Here is a 17,319-nt window from a genome sequence, read left to right on the forward strand (position 1 = left end):
ACGTTATGCCGGGGGTTGGGGAACGTTATGCCGGGGGTTCCAACTGTTCGTTAAATACTTGACTATAGTTGCGCGTTTGTATACACTTTAATCATGTCTCGCAAGCTCGTACCAATACATGAGGCTGCCGAAGCGCTTGGCGTCTCGGCGCAGACTCTTCGCCGCTGGGAGCGCGAAGGGCGACTGTTGCCCGATGAGCGCACGCCATGACCGGGATCTGAATGCGGCAAGAAACCTTGCCACATACGCGGCGAGTTCCGCCGTGTCGGCCTGTGGAGGGGAAGGCGCTGGCCGCGCTCGCAAGAGTGCGGCGAAACCAGCCCCGATGAAGCAGGAAGTCAGCTTTGTTCCTGTTTAAGCAGGAATGAGTAAGTCTGACAGAACGGTTGGGGAAAGTTATCCAGGGGGGCGAGGCTTGGCTGGCCGCTTGATCTCCCACTTGCCGCGCGCGTACTCGGTCACCCGCCAGCCCAGCGCTTCGAGCTCGGCCAGCGCCTTGCGGGCGGTCTGCCGCCGCTTCTTCATCGCCTCGGGTGAGGCTTGGTCCGGCCAGACATAGCCGCACAGCGTGTCAAGCTCCACCCGCCCGGACTTGCCTGGGTCGATCCATCCGCACAGCCGCTGGTGGATCAGCCGCGTGGGGTCGGTGCGCAGCGCCCGTACTTCGGCCATGTCGATGCGGGCGTGATGCCCCCCGCCGATGACGGCAAGCGCGATCATGGGGTTGAGCGCCACGAACAGCTTGCCGTCCTGCTCATCGCTTGCGTAGTCCGACAGCAGCCGAAAGCCCATCCGCTTACTGCCCGCCTGCGCGACGATGGACACCTTCCAGAGCCGCTCGATGCACTCGCGGATGGCTTTAAACTGACTGCCGCCGTCGTCAGCGTAGCCAATCTCGCGCGCCAGCGCCCGATAGCTTCCCTTGACCACCAGGGCGTTTTGCCGGACGGCATCCCACTTGAGTTCCAAGGCCTGCCGCACCTGCTGCCCAGTCTCGGTCTTGGGCTCTGGTGTCAGCACGAGGCCTTCAGGGCCCGCCAACGCCACCAGCCCCTGCAGCACGCGCAAGTCGTCGGCGCCGAGCGGTTCCGGGCCGCTGAACTCGATGCTTCGCCCATCGCCGTAGTCGTACACCACGTGCAGCTTGGCGTGCTTGCGTTCGCCGCGCTTAAGACCGCGAAACAGCCCCGGCGCAAGGCAGTGCGCCCTGTCAAGCCGCGCGTGCGTCAGTTCATGCTTCGTCACGGCGACCTCCCTTCTTGCCGCCAGCCTTGAACAAATCGACCGGCAGCAGCACGCCGCCCTCGTGCCTGCAGTACCAGCGCGCAGGCTGCGGCATGTCGTAGTTCTGCTTGCTGGTGCCGGACCGCACGAAATAGCCCCGCCGCTCCTCGCCGATCGGGCGCAGGTCTGAGCGATCGCTCCAGTGCTGCGCTTCCTCCTCGGTCATGCGCGCCACGTAGCCGCACCAGCGGACGTTGTCGATGAGGGCGGAGGCGCCGCGCGCGGCCTGCTGCTGGTCGGCCTGGCCTTCGCGGGTGCTGTTTTTGTTGACGTGGTGCAGGAACAGCACCGCTGCGCCGGTCTGCGCGGCCAGGTACTCCAGCGTGGTCACCAGCCGCGCCATGTCGCCGTTGCTGTTCTCGTCGAGCGTGTGGATGCGGCTCAAGGTGTCCAGCACGATAAGCCGGGTGTTGGCGCATTGATCCACGATGGCTGCCAGCTGCGCCTCATCCATGATGTTGAGGCGCTTGCCCAGGATCGGCTCGATCGTCAGGTTTTCGGCGATGGCTTCCCGCGCGACTTCGCTCAAATGCCTGCCCATAGCGTGCAACCGCCGCACCAGCACCGGCTTGGGGTCTTCGCCTGCGAAATACATCACCTGCCCGGTGTGCTTGGGCGCCAGCCCCAGCAAGTCGCCGCCAGGCGCGTTGCATGCCACGGCCATCGCCGCCTGCAGCGCCCAAAAGCTCTTGCCGGTGGCGCCGGGGGCCACCAGTGCGCCCACGGTGCCAGCCAGAAAGCCCGGCCAGATGAAGTCAAGTTCGGGCGGCTCCTGAGTAAATGCCGCCATGATGTCAATAGCCATCGCACTCTCTCGGTAACGCAGGCACGCCGCCTGCGTCCCGTAGAGAAAGAGGTGGAACAAAAAACGGCTGTGCTGCGCACCGCCCAGCGCTAGCACGCCATCCACCCGCGCCTTCCCTTGCCTCCACCCCCCCCCGCGCGCTAGCGCGGCCCTTTTTCTGTTCCACCCCTTTCTCTATGGGGTGCGGTTCTGTTGGCCGCGCTGTTGTTAATGGAGGTTCTATGTATGTCAACGCGCCCTGATGAATTCAGTATTGCTGCTGCTTGGAAGTGGTATGTGCAGATGCGCCGCCGCGGTGTTAGGTTTTATCACACCCGCCATCGCAGAACCGGTGAAATGTTCTTTGTTATCAAGGCAGACCCCGACCGTCCAATGTCGCCTGCCGAAATAAAAAAGGCCGAAAACTTTGCCCGCAACCATTATATGGAAATATCGGGTTTTATGTGGCGCGAGCATATAGCTGGCGTACATGTGGAACAGCTTGACGCGGTTGAGTCGGAAGTAAATACGCGCATAGGCGATTTCCGCGCCCTGCTTACTTATCCCGGGCAAAAAGTGGCGTGTATCGAATGCAACCAGCTTGCGGCAGCGCCTGGTGGGTGGTGGTGCAAAGCTACAGGTCGCGTGTTGCCCCGAGAGCGAGTGTGTTCCCGATCGCGCGACTGCGAATTTTTCGATGGTGCGTACCTAACTAGCGAGTTCGATATTTATCCACCACCGCCCACTGTTCACCCGGACCGGCCAGCAAGTCCGGGGGAGGAGAGCCCGGCGTAACTCGGCTTTTCTGTTCCACCCCTTTCTCTATAGGGTGCGGGCGGCTTGCCCGCGTGACGATGCTGAATGCTGAAAGGAGTGTGTGTTGATGTTTCGCAAAAAGTCTGCCTCCCCGCCGCCGCCCCCACCGGCGGCTACCCCGTACTTGTCTGCCCGCCGCGAGTGGGACGAGCGCTACGGGCACCTACTCACCCAAGCCCGTAACTGGCGGCTGGCCGCGACTGCGGCTATCGGTGTGGCGGCGCTGGCGGTGCTGGGTGTTACCTGGATTGGTGCGCAAACCAAAATCCAGCCGTTCGTTATTGCGGTCGATAACCTCGGATCTCCGGTCGCTGTTGCCAAGCCCGGCGCATTGCAGCGCGGGCAGGAGCGCGACGAACGTGTTGTCCGGGCACAAATCGGCAATTGGGTGTGGAACGCCCGTACGCTGCTGACCGACTTTACGGCGCAGCAGGTGTTGTTCGATCGCGTTTACGCCATGTTGGCAACCGACGCAGCCGCCGCGCTAAAGCCGTTTTTTGAGGACGACCGCATGCCCAAGCTGCGCGAGCAAACTCAGGTGTCGGTTGAAATCAAAACTGTGCTTCCTGCGGGTGGCGATACGTGGCAAGTTGATTGGGTGGAAACCGTTGCCCGTCCCGGTGACACCGTGCGCCGCGAAAAATGGCGAGCTTTGATTGCGGTGGGGTTCTCGGAAAAGCTTGCGGCCAAGCCCGAGCTCATGATGTGGAATCCGTATGGTATGTATGTCAAGCAAGTGTCATGGCAAAAGGAAATTTGATTTGAACTGGAAATTGGAACGAAAGGAGTTTGAAATGCTGAACCGAACCGTTGTTGCTGTTGCCGCCATCGCCGCTTGCGCTGCTGCGCAGGCGCAGTTGCATGTTTCGCCGCCGCCGGTGACTAGCGAAACCCCAGCTTCTCCCGCCCAAGCGCTCGCGCAGCGGGCGGCGGCGGAGGAAGTGCTTGTTTCCGCTCCGGCTGCCGTGTCGCCTACACAGCCAACGCGGCAAGCGCCGGAAGTGTCCGTGCCGCCCCTGCAACCGCGGGTGCCCGCGCAAAAAGCGGCGCAGAGCCCACGCGACAAAGCGCTGGCCGATGCGGTCCGGCGCTGGGAGCAAACCGGGCAAGCCGATGCGCTGCTCGGGCAAGGGGGCGATGTGCGGGTGCCTTATGGCTATTCGCGTCCCGTTATTCCGTGCGCACCGCTGCAGGTGTGCGCCATCCGGCTGATTCCCGGCGAAAGCATTACCGCGCTGGCGATTGGCGACACCGTGCGATGGATGGCCCAGCAAACCACGGCAGGCGATACGCCTGTTGTCCTGATTAAGCCCACGCAAGGCGGTATTCAAACCAATATCGTCATTACCACCGACGCGGGGCGCGTGTATTACCTGCACGCGATCGGCAAAAAAGACGAATACCAGCCCATGACCAGCTTTTACGATCCTGACGACATGCTGCGCACGCAAACCGCCGAGGCGCGCGAAATTGAGCGCTTGAAGAAGCGCATCGAGCAAGCCGAAGCAGACGCCCGTCGCGCCCGCGAGGAAGCCGCTGTCCGCGCTGCGCAAAAGCGGGAAGAGGCGATTGTGGCGGAAGCGCCGGGGGCAACGCTTGATCCGACCAAGCTGAACTTCAGCTGGCGCTGCGAAGCGAATAGCCGTGCGGCGCGCGACTTTGTGCCGCAGCAAGTGTTTTCGTCGGCCACGCATACGTTTATCAAGCTCAAGCCCGACGCGGCGGAATTCCCGGGCGTATTTGCCAAGGATGGCGCTAGCTTTGCGCTACTCAACTTCCGGCGTAAAGGCGAATATGTGGTGGTCGATGGCGCGCAAAAGCACATTGTGCTGGCGGCATCGGTCGGGGATAACGCCAAACTGGTGGATTGTGTTCGTCGCGATGTGGAATAAGAAAGGAGGGCCACATGGAAAGCGTGTACGACGACAAAGACCTGACGGCGGATGTCGCCGGAAATGGTATTGTGCTGCCGGAAAAGGCCAAAGGCATTGCTCCTGAACCGAAGCCAACAAAGGGGCTGTCGCGCAAAGGGCTTTTTATTGCGTCCAGCGCGGTGGCGCTGCTGGTTGGCGGCATCGTGTTTGGTATTAGCACCACGCCCACCGCACCCAAAAGCAGCGGTGTTGGTGCGGGCGGTGATGATGAAGGGGCGGGACAGGTGGCGACTGTGGGCAACGCGCCGGACGTGCGCGCTTCTGCCGCTGCAAGTGCGAGCGCCGTTCCTAACTCCGCGTCTGTGGCTGTTCAGCCGCCGCCTGGCCCTGCAACTGCCGCCCCGCCGTCGCCTCGGGAGCAGTACTTGGAATGGCGCGAGAAGCATTATTACGACCGACTGCGCGCCCGGTTAACCGCGGAGGACCAGGCCTACACCGCCAAGCTGCTAGACGACGCGGCTTCGCCGTCGGCGGGGCTGCGGGGCCTGCAAAAAGTAGCTGCCGCTACGGGTGCGATGGGCCGCCCCACCGCTGCCGCTGCTGCTGCTGCGCCGGTTGCTGAGGCTCGTGAGCGTTCGCTGGACGCCGACCGCGCCGCGTTGCGCGAAATGGTGCGGCACGAGGTTGCCAAAGTCGCCCCTGCTGCCGCGCAAACGCCCGCTACCACCACGGACGACGGCTATCTGCAAAACACCGTGCGCGACAAGCGGCCCGGTTACGAAATCGCGGCGGGGACGATTATTCCGGCGGTATTGCTGTCGGCGATTAATTCGGACCTGCCCGGTTCCATCATTGCCCAAGTTCGGCAGCCGGTCTATGACACGTTTGATTACCGCAAGCTGCTGATTCCGGCGGGCACCAGGATTGTCGGACGGTATTCGTCCGACATCAATTACGGACAGGAACGGGTGATGGTCGCATGGGATGAAATGATTTTCCCCAACGGCCGCCGCATTAATATTGCCGGAATGCCTGGAACGGATGCGCAAGGGGCATCAGGCATGCGCGACAAGGTGGATACCCATTTTTGGCGCACGTGGGGTAATGCGCTGCTGGTTAGCCTGATCGGGGCTGCGGCGCAGCAGGCGCAACCGCAAAATCAGGGGACATTTAACACGCCTACGGCCAGCCAGCAGGCCACAGCCGCTGCTGCCAATTCGCTGAACGAAACGGCTTCGCAAGTGCTGCGCAAAAATTTGAATGTTGCGCCGACGCTGGAAATCCGGCCTGGGTATCTGTTTAACATCATGGTCAACAAGTCGGTATCGCTGCCGGAATATAAGGAGTAATGCGATGTTGGCCGAAGCGCTTGCCGCACTTGCGTTTGTTGTGCCCGGCGACGATGTGGTTGCGCGATGCCTGGATGCGGCGCAGCGGCATTTCCGTACACCGCCCGGGCTGGTGCACGCCATCGCCCGGGTGGAGTCGGGGCTGAACCCGCGTGCGGTGAATACCGCGAACCGCAACGGTACGCACGACATCGGGTTGATGCAGGTCAATTCATCTCATTTGCCCCGCCTGCGCGGTGCGGGCATTGACCGCGAACACCTGTTCAATCCGTGTATCAACGCCTTTGCCGGCGCGGAAATCCTCGCTCGCAATTTAGGCGAAACCGACGGGGCGATTGTTCCAGCGCTGGCGATGTACAACACGGGCCGCACGGATTCGTCGGTTGGCGCGCGCTATGCGCAAAAAGTGCTGGCGGCATGGGGTGCCGCGCGTGATGGCGCAACCCATATTGCACCAACACGCCGCCCAGCCATTACAGCCGCGCCGCTCCTGGTGGCGCAATCCGCAACCCCGTTCGCACCAAGGTGGTAATCATGGCGTTTGGATATGTAACCGCAGGCGCTGCATCGCGCAGCGCGATGGAAGTGGAATATGTGAAAGATTTGATTGAGCGCGCCACCGGCTGTCACCGTGTGGAATGCAGCAAAACTCGGGTGGGCAACATTTCCGCCACGTTTAGTCTGCCCGGCGACAAAATCGAGGGGCTAGCGCGCGCGATGGCAACACGCGATGGTAGGCTTATGCTGTGGCATCTCGGTCTGCCCGGCGGACTAAAACTGGGCGAGCCGTTCGCGGAGCGCGAAATCGCTTCTCGCGGCGGTAAAGGCCCGATTCGCGGTCATGAAATCGGGCTTGCCAAATTCGAATCACTGCTTGAAAACGGCTTTCGCCTCGAGCGCCCAGCGCTTCCTCCCCCGGTGCGCGATCGTCGAAGCGATGCGGAAATCGAGGCGGCGGTGCTGCAGCAATTGCAGTCAGAGTATGGCTGGGAGTTTCATGGCCGCACGACCGGCGGCATTGTGCTTGCCAACGACGGCACCGGCACCAGCGCCGCCTGCCGCGTGCTGGTGAAAGACGGTATTGCGCGGGTCTGGAGTTTCCGCGGCGGGCTAAAGCTGGGCGCGCCGTGGCGGGAGGGCTACGACACCGCGACGGGCGACAAGTCATATTGGGCACCCGGGCACGCGTTTTTTGAGCGTGTGCAGATGCTAAACACCCGCCCGCCACTGGCGGTACCCCAAGCGATCGCCAAACCCGGCCCCGCGCCGCAGGAGGTGCGTGAAAAGGTGCTGGCGATGCTTAAGTCGGGTACCCCCGCCCCCGACACGCACCATCACTTAACAAAGGGCGACGGTCATCCGCTGCCCAACCCCGGCTTTGTGCAGCTGTCGCGAGGCGACTATACCGGCGCGATGGTGGTGCCCATGCTGCGACCGGCTGATGGTTCAGCGCACACACTGGAAGTGTGCGGTGCGCAACTGCTGCTGCCAGCTAAAAACAGCTTCGGCACCGACAAGCTTATGCTGCGCGGATCGCGGCTTGATACCGCGATGTTGCTGTTTCCGCCGCTCGACATCCAGGCCGGTCACGGTCAGGTCAACCTGCGCGACTGGATCATGAATATATCGCGCGGCGACGGCAACAGCAAGCCGATTGTGCTATGCGAGGGCGTCATGACCGCGCTGGCGGTACACGCATCCGGCGCCGGGCATGCGGTGTGCTGCTTTTCGTCGGGCAATGTTGTTAATGTCGCCCGGTGGCTGCATCAGCACGAATACGATGCGCTTCATGGTCTGGTAATAGCCGCGGACAACGACATCGGTGTGGATCGTGGCGGCCATGTTAAGTCTCCGACGCTGCCCAAACTAATTGCTGTCGCGCGCGAAACCGAGGCTGACATTGCTTTTCTCGGCAACAGCTACCCCGTCGGCACCGACGCGCGGGACCTGTGGCGCGAAGGCGGGGCGGCGGCGGTGCGGCGCTACATCGAGCGTGCGAGCAAGCCTGACGAAGTTGAGCGCCGGTTCCATGCCGCGGTGCGGGCGCGGGGGGCGGAACTTGAGCGCTGAAGCTTTTCTGTTCCACCCCGTTCTCTATAGGGTGCGGGCGTGGTGCCCGCGCCAACCAACTTGAAACCTGAAAGGAGCCTTGACATGAAAACAACTCTGCTGACCAATATCCGCCAGCACTTTACCGCCAGCCGCCTGCGCCACCGCGCCGCGATCGTCGGTGCGGCTGCCCTGGCCGCCCCCGCCGCATTCGCGGGTACAACGGAGCTGCCGTGGGACAGTGCGATAACCACACTTAAAGACAATTTGACCGGCCCGGTTGCCACCGCGATTTCCGTGGTGGCGTTCCTTGCCGCAGGCGCGGCGCTGGTGTTCGGCGGCGACGAGCTGGGCAACATTGCGAAGCGGCTGCTGTATGTGGTTCTCGGCGTGGCAATTATTGTGCTGGGCAATAACTTCCTGACCACGCTCGGCCTGACCAACTCCGGCGCGCTGATTTAATCAAGGGGCGGGAGCATGGCAACGGAAACGCCGGAGGGCTGGGAAGTTACCGTGCACCGCTCCCTTACCCGGCCTATTTTGCTCGCCGGGGGGGAGCGTGAATTGGTGCTGATGCTTGCCATCATCGCCGGAATTTTTATCATTTCCCTGTTCCGGTGGTGGTCGGTTGCGGTAGGCGTCGGGTTGTGGATTGTGGGCATGTGGGTGCTGCAACGCATGGCCGAAAAAGACCCGCAGTTTTCCAAGACTGCTATTCGTGCCATTCGCTACCGCAAATGGCTGGCACCGGCCACCAACCCATTTGCACCGCCACGAATTGGAAAGGACTAAACATGCTGCTGGAAGAGTTTCGCAAAAACATCAAGAGCCTGCCCGACGTGTTGCCCTGGGCCGGGCTGGTCGATGATGGCATCGCGCTGACCAAATCCGGGGGGTTCCTTGCCGCATTCGAAGTGCGCGGCCCCGACCTCGATTCCGCCACGCGTGAGGAACTGGTGTCCGTTGCAGCGCGCATTAATGCCGCCCTGCGCCTCACCGACGGCTGGGCGGTATATATGGACGCCACCCGCCGCATCTCGCCTGAGCCGGTGCTGGCGGGACACTATCCGGACCGCACCACCAAACTCATCGCGCAAGCCCGTGCGTTAGCGCGCGAAGGGGAAAGCGCGGGCTTTGAAACGCGCCACGTGCTGTCGCTGCTGTGGCACCCGGACCCCGATGCGGCGGGCAAAACGGAGGCGATGTTTGTCGAGGGCGGCGATACGGCAGGCGTGGAAACGCGCAATTTGCAGCGCTTTAAGAGCGCGATCGCGGAAATCGCCGATCGTTTCTCGGGTGTCGTTAAAATCCGCCGCCTGACCGACCGGGTGTTGCCCGACGGGTCACTTGATTCGCCGCTGCTTGCGTATTTGCAGGAATGCGTAACCTTCGAGCAGCGCGAGCGGTTTATCGTTCCCGAAGTGCCCATGTATCTGGACGCGGTACTCGGGCGCCGCGGTGTAACGGTGGGCTTTGAACCGCGTGTGGGCGATAAAACAGTGGTTGCGATTTCGATTCACGGTCTGCCCGCGTCATCGCATCCGGGTATTCTCGATTTCATCGGGCGGCTGCCGGTAGAGTTCCGATGGTCCAACCGATTTATTATGCTCGGCCAGCGCCAAGCCGACACCGCGATTAAAAAGTACCGCTCGAAATGGGCGCAAAAGCGGTATTCGCTGATGAATCTGCTGCGGCAGGCTAACGGCGGTCAAGCTTCGCACACCAACCTCGATGCCGAAGCGATGACGCAAGATGCCGTGGAAGCGGAAGGCATCAATTCGTCAGGGCTAGTGCGATTCGGCTACTGGACCAGCGTGGTGCTGGTGGCACATGACGATGCACAAACCGCCCGCGATGCCGCGCGGGCGATTGTAAAGGAAATTGTCAATCGCGGGTTTGATGCGGCCATCGAAGACGTGAATGCGATAGAAGCTTACATTGGCAGCATGCCTGGCAACACGTATGCCAACGTTCGCCGCCCCGTCGTGCATACGCTGAACATGGCGCATTTCCTGCCGTTTACCGGCGTGTGGCCCGGCCCGGACAAGCATCCGTGCCCCTTTTACCCCGCGGACAGCGGCCCGCTGCTGCTGGTAAAAACTGACGGCTCGACACCGTACCGCCTGTCGCTGCACGACGGCGACCTGGGCCACGCCGTCATCGTCGGCCCGCCCGGCAGCGGCAAGAGCACGCTGCTGGCAAGCATCGCGGCAGCGCAGTTTCAGTACCGCGACGCGCAGGTGTTTGCGTTTGACAAGGGCTACTCGATGCAAACGCTCGTGCTTGCCGCGGGAGGCGAGCACTACGACATCGCGGGCGAGGATGCGACGCTGGCGTTTTGTCCGCTGCAAGCTATCGATGGCGAGGCGGAGCAGTCGTGGGCGTCGGAGTGGCTGGAGCAGTTGGCGGCACTGCAAGGGGTGGAATGCAATCCGGGCATGCGCAAAGAGCTTTACCGCGCTGTCGTGCAGCTGGCCCGGCAAACACCGGGCGGGCAGCATCGCACCTTGACAGATTACATCACCGTGTTGCAAGACCAGGCGCTGCGCGAAGCGCTGGAGTATTACACCCTTCGCGGCCCAGCCGGGGCGCTCCTGGATGCGGAAACTGACGGGCTGGCGGAGGCGTATTTTCAGGTGTTCGAGCTTGAGCACCTGATGCAGCGGGGCGAAAAAATTGTTATTCCGGTCTTGACGTATTTGTTCCACCGACTTGAAACTCGATTCCGGGGCCAGCCGACGCTGCTGGTCCTTGACGAGGCTTGGCTGATGCTGGGGCATCCGGTATTCCGCGCCAAGATTCGGGAGTGGCTGAAGGTGCTGCGCAAGGCCAATGTTGCGGTGGTGTTTGCCACGCAATCGCTCAACGATCTGGCGTCCAGCGGTATCGCGGATGCCATTTTCGAATCGTGCCCAAGCAAAATCCTGCTCGCAAATGCTGAAGCGCTGACGGAAAGTGTGCGTCCGTTCTATGAGGCGATCGGGCTCAATCGGCGGCAAATTGAAATTGTCGCCGCCATGACGCCAAAGCGCCAGTATTACCACGTGCATCCGGACGGGCGCCGGGTGTTCGAACTGGGGTTGACGGCTGAGGAACTGGCGTTTGTCGGGGTGTCAGACAAAATATCGCTTAAGCGCATCGCCGCCCTGCGTGCCGCTGATCCGGAGGGGTGGCCTGCGCAGTGGCTGCACGAACGAGGCCTGCCCGATGCGGCGCAGGCTTGGATGGACATGGAATGAAAGAAAGGAGTTGCCCATGAAAGCACGTACCACCACCATCGCTGCTTGCCTTGCGGCGGCGCTGACGCTCGCCACGGCTCCGGTTCGCGCCGGAGGCGCGGCGGGGATGGCAACGGAAGTCACGCAGCTTGCTAACAACGCCGAGTTGGTGGCAATTTACGCCGAAAACGTGGCGCAGGTGCAGCAAATGATACAGCAGTATCAAAACATGCTGCAAAACACGCTAAACTTGCCGCAGCAAATGTGGCCGTCGATTTTTGTGCAAATCGAAGACCTGGTGGAGGCCGTCGGCGCAGTCGAGGGGGCTGCGAATGCATCGGTCAACGCACTGTCGTCGTTCGCGTCGCACTACACAAAGTCCGGTGTCGGCGAGTACATCGCTGATATCAAGCGCTGGCGGCAGGGGGTGCGCAACCAAATCGGGGAGGCGCTGCGGCAAGCGGGACTCAACATCAACAATATGCGCAGCACGCATCAGGCATTGCAGCAAATCCAAGCCGCGTCGCAGTCTGCGCAAGGGCGGATGCAGGTGCTGCAGGCGGCAAACCAAATCGCCGGGCTGATGGTCAATGAAATCACGTCGCTGCACCAAACCATTGTCGCGGCGGAACAGGCCCGTCTGAATTACATGCAAACCGAAATCGAGGAAAAGAAACGGCAAGAGGACGCCGTGCAGGAATTTTTCCGCAGCGGCAATCGCCGGTATTTTTAATTGGGGGGGATATATCATGAGCCGTCGCTGGATACTGTTTGCCGTACTGCTGCTGGCCGGGCCGGGGGCGGCCCTGGCCCAAACTGCGGGCGTACTGGACGCAATACTAAGCCAATCATCGGCGCTAACCGCCACGTGGATGGATCGGGCCATTGATTTGGCACAAAAAATCTTCGGTGCTTTGGTGGTGCTGGAGTTCGTTTGGTTCGGCGCACAAACAGTGCTAAAGAAATCCGAGCTCAGCGAGTTATTCGGTGGGTTGGCGTTCAAGGTGGTTGCTATCGGGTTCTTTTACACCCTTATCCAATACGCGCCATCCTGGATTCCGGCCATCCAGCAATCGTTCCTGCAGGCCGGAGCCACGATATCCGGGCTGGACCTGCAAACGTTCACGCCGTCTCGGATCATTAACTATGGGGTGGATGCGGCAGGCAAAATGCTCGGCGATTTTGGCGATCAGGTCGGTAACGAACTTAGTGGTGGATGGTGGAACGCCATCGGTGTTATCGGGCGAAACCTGCTCCCAGCCCTGATCATGGTCATTTCGGCGTTTTTGGTGGTTATCGCGTTTGCCATCATCGCCATCCAATTTATTGTGACGATGCTGGAATCGTATCTGGTCATCGGCGCTGGGGCGCTGATGCTGGGATTTTCCGGCTCGCGCTGGACCATGAATTTTTCTGAAAAGTACCTAAGCTATGCAATGTCTGTCGGCGGCAAGCTTATCGTGGTAACGCTATTGGTCGGGTTCGGGCAAAGCTTTGCAGACGGAATTATCGAGCACTGGTCGTCGCTGCGACAAAATACTGGTAACGGCGCTATCAAATTTGGCGACTATTTAGCAATTGCGGGCGGCTCGCTGGTGTTTTCTGCGATGAGCTATATGCTTCCGTCGCTTGCCGGGTCTATGCTCAACGGTGTTGCCAGCATGTCGCTAGCTAATACCGCGGGCGCAGCGTCTTCTGCAACTATGCCAGCTGTCACGGGCGGCGCGCGTGTAGGCGCGACCGCGATGAGCGGAACTTCGGCAGCGCTGACACATGCCGCTGCTCGACTCGCGCCGACCGGCGCTATTTCCGGCATCACCCGCGCGGCTGGCGGCGGCGGCGGCGGCGACGGCTCGATGGCTGGAGCGACGCGGGCGGCCTTTGGCGGCGGTGGCGGATCGGGCGCTGGCGCGCCCGGGGCTGGCGCTGCAGCGGGGGCAAGCGCAATGCACAAGCGCGGCAGTGCTACCGTGGTGCAGCCGCACGGCGGCGCGCAACAACGGCCCGGTCAGCTGCCGGGCGGCGGGGGTGGAGCGCAGCACGCGGCGGCGAATGCCCCGGCGTTCCACGATCCGCGCGCGGCAGGCGGCCCGGGCGCAGGCCTCGGCGGCGGTGCGCAGCAAGCACAAGCGCAGGCCTCCGCGGCGGCAGGCCGACCGGACGCGGGCTGGCGGGACTACCGCGACGAGGAGCGCGACAAGCAGCGCGAAATGCGCGCGCGAGCAAGCGCAGGCAAGTTTAGCCGGGCGCTGCTAAAAGCAGCCGACAAGGCATCGGATGCAAGCGACGCTATGTCTGCGTTTGCCCGCCGCAACCGCCGTCCGCTGCAATCCGACGGGCACGTCGGGGCGGCACCCGGTATGCGGATGCGCATCGATGATTGATCCAAAACAAACCGGGGGGGCGTTGCCCCCCCTTTTTTTGTTAGATGAGAAATGCAAGAATGACGGCTTCCAGCACCCAGCTCGCGACGATCATGGCCTTAGCCAGCCCGTCGTCGATTTCGTAGGACAAAATCTCGAAAATGCGTTCCAAAGCGTACATGCTTTCTCCTTTCGCTTACGCACGGGTACCGCGCCCGCATTTGTATGATACGGCACATGACGCGAGAATTCAAATTCGAGGATCACGCGATCGGCCTTCCCTTGCCCCCGTCCCCGCGCGCAGCGCGGCCCTTTTCTGTTCCACCCCGTTCTCTATAGGGTGCGGGCGTCGTGCCCGCGTGACTGGAGCAGATGCGATGAAACCGTTTGAGCAAGCTTTTGCTGAGATGTCGTCCGAGCAGCGTCGGCGCGTGGAAATCTTCGAGCGCTACGACACCGAGTGGGGGCCGGTGCGTGAGGCCCGCAACGCCGCGATTGCAGAACATGAAAAGGAATGGCGCGAAAAGGCCGTGCAATTCATGCGCGATCAGGAGACGCGCCGGGCCAGCGCCGTGAAGGAATACGAGGCCAAGGGCCTTTCGCCCGGAGCCGCATATGCGGCGGTGGCGTTCGATTTTGCGCGCGAGTTCGAAGACCATGTTCTTGAAAAGGATGCTGCCGCCAGAGCGCTGGATGAGCAGCTGCAAAAGCCGAAGTCGTGGCGCAGGTGGCTTGAGGAGCTGAATGAACGCGAGCCGGGCGATCCGGTTGTGGAAAGCCTGCTGAGGGAGTGCAGTCAGTGCGACATCGAGGCTGCGGTGGACGGGTTTCTAAAAAGCCCGCCGCCTGAACGGCTGCTGTCCGAGCTTGTGATGCAGCAAGAAGGCGAAGCGGTGGCGTTTAAGCGTGGCACGACCACGGTATTCCGCGATGTCGGCAATCGGTTGAATGTCCAGCGCACCGACGCCCGCGACATCGAGGCGGCGTTGCGTGTTGCCGCGCAAAAATTCGATACCGATAAGGGCCTGCTGCTGACCGGCGACACCGCGTTTAAAACCGCCGCCGCCGAAATCGCGGGCCGCATGGGCCTTCCCCTGCGCAACGTGGAGCCCGAGGTGCTGTACGCCTGGGAGCGTGGCCGCCGCGCTGCAATAGGGCAGCAGCTGACCGCTTCGCCCCGCCCCGCGGTGGAACGCGGCATCGAGGGCGAAAAGCGCGAGCTGGGGGCCGATCTGCTTAAAGGCGCTCAAATCGTGGAAATCGACGAGCGCTGGGGTCGCGATACCGCTGCCGCGCAAGCGCTGGAGCGTGCCGGGCTTCGGCTGATAACCGCCGGATCGGAGCGCGATCCAACCCGGTTGATGATGGCCGACCGGTTTGCGGTGGATATGCCCGCCGACCGCAAGGAAGCTGCTTACCGCACCATGCGCGGCCTGCCGCGCGACGTGCTGCAAGCGCTGGCGCAAACGGACTGGACCAACCCCGAAGCGGTGGTAGTGGCCGGTGAAGCGCAGCACAAAGTGCTAGTCGAGCGGCAGCTTGTAAACGAGCGCGGGCAGCTGACGCCCGCGGGGTTGGATGTGATTTTGGTGCGCGACGAAGAAATTGTGCGGATGCGGCAAGACCCGAAACTGCGAATGGTGCTAGCTAAAGATGCCAAAACCTCGGCAGAATTTGTGCGCGAGGCGATGGGTGAGCTTGTTACCCAGCCCGCTGGCAGCCGGGTGCAGGAAGCTGCGCAAGAGGCCGAGCAAAAGCAGGAAGCCCGCGAACTGCCGGTCGAGGAGAAGCAATTCGAGCGCAGCCCGAAGCGCAACCGTCAGCCCGAGATTGAAATTGAATTTTGAGGAGCAGCAAGCGATGCATACCATTGTGATCGAAAACGAATTTGGCGACGTTGAGGAAGTGCTGGCGGCAACGCTGGACGAAGCCGCGCTGCTGGAACTGGACGACGCGGATGCGTGTGGTGACAAAAGCCTCGAGTCGCGCGTCGATATATGGGTTGACGACGACGATGTGGTGTGAGGTGTGCGATGACGACACAGGAAACAACGCGCCGCGACGTGCGGCAGGAAGTCACCAATTCGATTATCGAACACCTGGAGCGCGGGGTGATGCCGTGGCGTAAAGGCTGGGGTGCGGCCAAAGATACTGCGCTGCTGCTGCCGCGCAACGGCGCAACCGGCCACGTGTACCGCGGCGGCAATCGGCTGTATCTGCTAACCGTGATGCGCGAGGCTGGCTACGACGATCCGCGGTTTTTCACGTTTAAACAGCTGCAGGCGCTGGGCGCCGGGCCGGAAAAGGGCTCGAAGGGGTACGCTGTGGAGTATTGGGATCGGCTGCCGTTTTGGCGCCGCCGAGACGTGGAGGTGCTGCATGGCGACATGCGGGTGCGGGTTGTCGGCGCGGATGACAAAACCGCCACGCTTGCCACCGGCGAGCAGGTGGCGGTGGAGGAGCTTTCCGCGCGCGGCCCGGGCATAAAAAATCCGCTGCCGTGGCATTCGGCGCAACGGGTGCTGGATGCGGTGATTGCCAAATACGCCGTGGTGTTTAACGTCGCGCAAGCGCGGGGGTTGGAGGAATATCTGGAGGCCAATCCGCTGGAAAATAACGTCGCGCAAGCGCGGGGGTTGGAGGAATATCTGGAGGCCAATCCGCTGGAAAAGCCAGCCGCCAGCGCGCTGCAGCTGGATAAACAGCTGGCCGCGCTCGTCGGGCACATGAAAAGCACTGGCCTTACCGTGCAATTCGTACCCGGCGACAGCGCATGTTACCTTCCGCGGGATGACCGCGTGGTGATGCCCGCGATGGAGCAATTTAAGTCCAGTCTTGAATTCCGTTCCACGCTGCTGCACGAGCTGATTCACGCAACCGGCCACGAAAAGCGCCTGAACCGTGAAGGCATCGCACAATTCGATGGATTTGGTACCGAGCGGTACGCCAGAGAGGAGCTGATTGCTGAGCTTGGCAGCGCGTTTGCCGCGGCGGAAACCGGCATTGAGCGTGACGATGCCAATCACGCCGCTTACATTGACTCGTGGCTAAAGGTGCTGCGCGGCAAGGATGGCAAGCATGCGCTGTTCGAGGCGGCGCGGCAAGCCGATAAGGCCTGCGACTACGTGCTTGAGCCGCTGCGCGAGCGGCAGCAGCAGCGGCAGCCGGAACCGGTGCGCGAAGCCGAGGTCGAACTTTAAACATCCGCCCCGTCCCGTGAGGGAAGTTGCCCGGCCTTCGCGCCGGGCTTTTTTGTTCCGGCCCATTCTCTAAGGGGTGCGGGCGCGGTGCCCGCTTGTTCCTTCGGAGGTTTCGATGGCTACGACCACACCATCACGCACCAACCCGCTGGCCGAAATCCGGCGAGACGGCAACATTGTTGAAGACGCGCAAAACATTGCGACCATCATCCTTGACCCGCATGGCGAACGATTGCATGACCATTGGACTAAAGCGTCGTCCCTGAAAAATTCATTTTCACGCCGCCCTTAGCCGCAGCTGGGCAGGGTTGGCGCCACTGGTCTCGGTTGGCCGCCGCTGGGCGAGCCACCGGCCGATGAGGCGCACGGCCGCAATGAGGCG

At 61.9% G+C, this 17,319-nt stretch carries 17 protein-coding genes; 15 read left to right on the top strand and 2 right to left on the bottom strand.

The annotated features are described in order from the left end of the window. Positions 1–93 precede the first annotated feature (93 nt). Positions 94–210, top strand: coding sequence for a MerR family DNA-binding transcriptional regulator (locus Tchar_RS11840; protein ID WP_201739363.1), 117 nt, complete (start codon positions 94–96; stop codon positions 208–210). Between the two features lie 186 nt (positions 211–396). Here Tchar_RS11840 and repC read toward each other — a convergent pair whose 3' ends face one another. Both repC and Tchar_RS11855 read right to left on the bottom strand, forming a co-directional pair. After that, on the bottom strand, positions 397–1,245 hold the full coding sequence (repC, locus tag Tchar_RS11850) for a replication protein C, IncQ-type (protein ID WP_144329220.1): 849 nt from the start codon (positions 1,243–1,245) through the stop codon (positions 397–399). Further along, positions 1,232–2,089 (bottom strand): helicase RepA family protein, encoded by an 858-nt coding sequence (locus Tchar_RS11855; protein WP_144329235.1) that lies wholly within the window; start codon positions 2,087–2,089, stop codon positions 1,232–1,234. Before Tchar_RS11855 ends, repC begins: the two co-directional genes overlap by 14 nt. Before the next feature lie 225 nt (positions 2,090–2,314). Between Tchar_RS11855 and Tchar_RS11860 the strand changes: the two genes are divergently transcribed. The 14 genes from Tchar_RS11860 (at position 2,315) to Tchar_RS11920 (ending at position 16,937) form a co-directional block, all read left to right on the top strand. After that, positions 2,315–2,863, top strand: coding sequence for a hypothetical protein (locus tag Tchar_RS11860; RefSeq protein ID WP_144329221.1), 549 nt, complete (start codon positions 2,315–2,317; stop codon positions 2,861–2,863). 88 nt (positions 2,864–2,951) lie between these two features. Beyond that, entirely contained in the window at positions 2,952–3,644 is a 693-nt protein-coding gene (locus Tchar_RS11865; protein ID WP_144329222.1) for a VirB8/TrbF family protein, read from the top strand. 34 nt (positions 3,645–3,678) lie between these two features. Further along, positions 3,679–4,776, top strand: coding sequence for a TrbG/VirB9 family P-type conjugative transfer protein (locus Tchar_RS11870; protein WP_236640450.1), 1,098 nt, complete (start codon positions 3,679–3,681; stop codon positions 4,774–4,776). A 14-nt stretch (positions 4,777–4,790) separates the two neighbouring features. Then, positions 4,791–6,107: a TrbI/VirB10 family protein gene (locus Tchar_RS11875; protein ID WP_144329224.1), complete on the top strand. Its 1,317-nt coding sequence runs from the start codon at positions 4,791–4,793 to the stop codon at positions 6,105–6,107. 4 nt (positions 6,108–6,111) lie between these two features. Next, positions 6,112–6,639 (top strand): lytic transglycosylase domain-containing protein, encoded by a 528-nt coding sequence (locus Tchar_RS11880; RefSeq protein WP_161595520.1) that lies wholly within the window; start codon positions 6,112–6,114, stop codon positions 6,637–6,639. Positions 6,640–6,641: 2 nt separating this feature from the next. Then, positions 6,642–8,177 carry a hypothetical protein gene (locus Tchar_RS11885; RefSeq protein ID WP_144329226.1) on the top strand — a complete coding sequence of 512 codons (1,536 nt, stop codon included), beginning with the start codon at positions 6,642–6,644 and terminating at the stop codon, positions 8,175–8,177. 84 nt (positions 8,178–8,261) lie between these two features. Continuing rightward, positions 8,262–8,618: a TrbC/VirB2 family protein gene (locus Tchar_RS11890; protein ID WP_144329227.1), complete on the top strand. Its 357-nt coding sequence runs from the start codon at positions 8,262–8,264 to the stop codon at positions 8,616–8,618. A 15-nt stretch (positions 8,619–8,633) separates the two neighbouring features. Next, on the top strand, positions 8,634–8,948 hold the full coding sequence (gene trbD / locus Tchar_RS11895) for a conjugal transfer protein TrbD (protein ID WP_144329228.1): 315 nt from the start codon (positions 8,634–8,636) through the stop codon (positions 8,946–8,948). 2 nt (positions 8,949–8,950) lie between these two features. After that, positions 8,951–11,395, top strand: coding sequence for a TraG/VirB4 family ATPase (locus Tchar_RS11900; protein WP_144329229.1), 2,445 nt, complete (start codon positions 8,951–8,953; stop codon positions 11,393–11,395). A 16-nt stretch (positions 11,396–11,411) separates the two neighbouring features. Continuing rightward, entirely contained in the window at positions 11,412–12,107 is a 696-nt protein-coding gene (gene trbJ / locus Tchar_RS11905; protein WP_161595522.1) for a P-type conjugative transfer protein TrbJ, read from the top strand. A 16-nt stretch (positions 12,108–12,123) separates the two neighbouring features. Then, on the top strand, positions 12,124–13,758 hold the full coding sequence (gene trbL, locus Tchar_RS11910; protein ID WP_144329231.1) for a P-type conjugative transfer protein TrbL: 1,635 nt from the start codon (positions 12,124–12,126) through the stop codon (positions 13,756–13,758). A 356-nt stretch (positions 13,759–14,114) separates the two neighbouring features. Beyond that, positions 14,115–15,584, top strand: a complete 1,470-nt coding sequence (locus tag Tchar_RS11915) for an LPD7 domain-containing protein (protein ID WP_144329232.1) — start codon at positions 14,115–14,117, stop codon at positions 15,582–15,584. A gap of 13 nt (positions 15,585–15,597) precedes the next feature. Next, positions 15,598–15,762, top strand: a complete 165-nt coding sequence (locus Tchar_RS13765; protein ID WP_161595523.1) for a hypothetical protein — start codon at positions 15,598–15,600, stop codon at positions 15,760–15,762. 8 nt (positions 15,763–15,770) lie between these two features. Next, positions 15,771–16,937, top strand: a complete 1,167-nt coding sequence (locus Tchar_RS11920) for an ArdC family protein (RefSeq protein WP_144329233.1) — start codon at positions 15,771–15,773, stop codon at positions 16,935–16,937. Positions 16,938–17,319: the final 382 nt, after the last annotated feature.

The organism is Tepidimonas charontis (assembly GCF_007556685.1).
In the GTDB taxonomy this organism is placed as follows: Bacteria; Pseudomonadota; Gammaproteobacteria; order Burkholderiales; family Burkholderiaceae_C; genus Tepidimonas; species Tepidimonas charontis.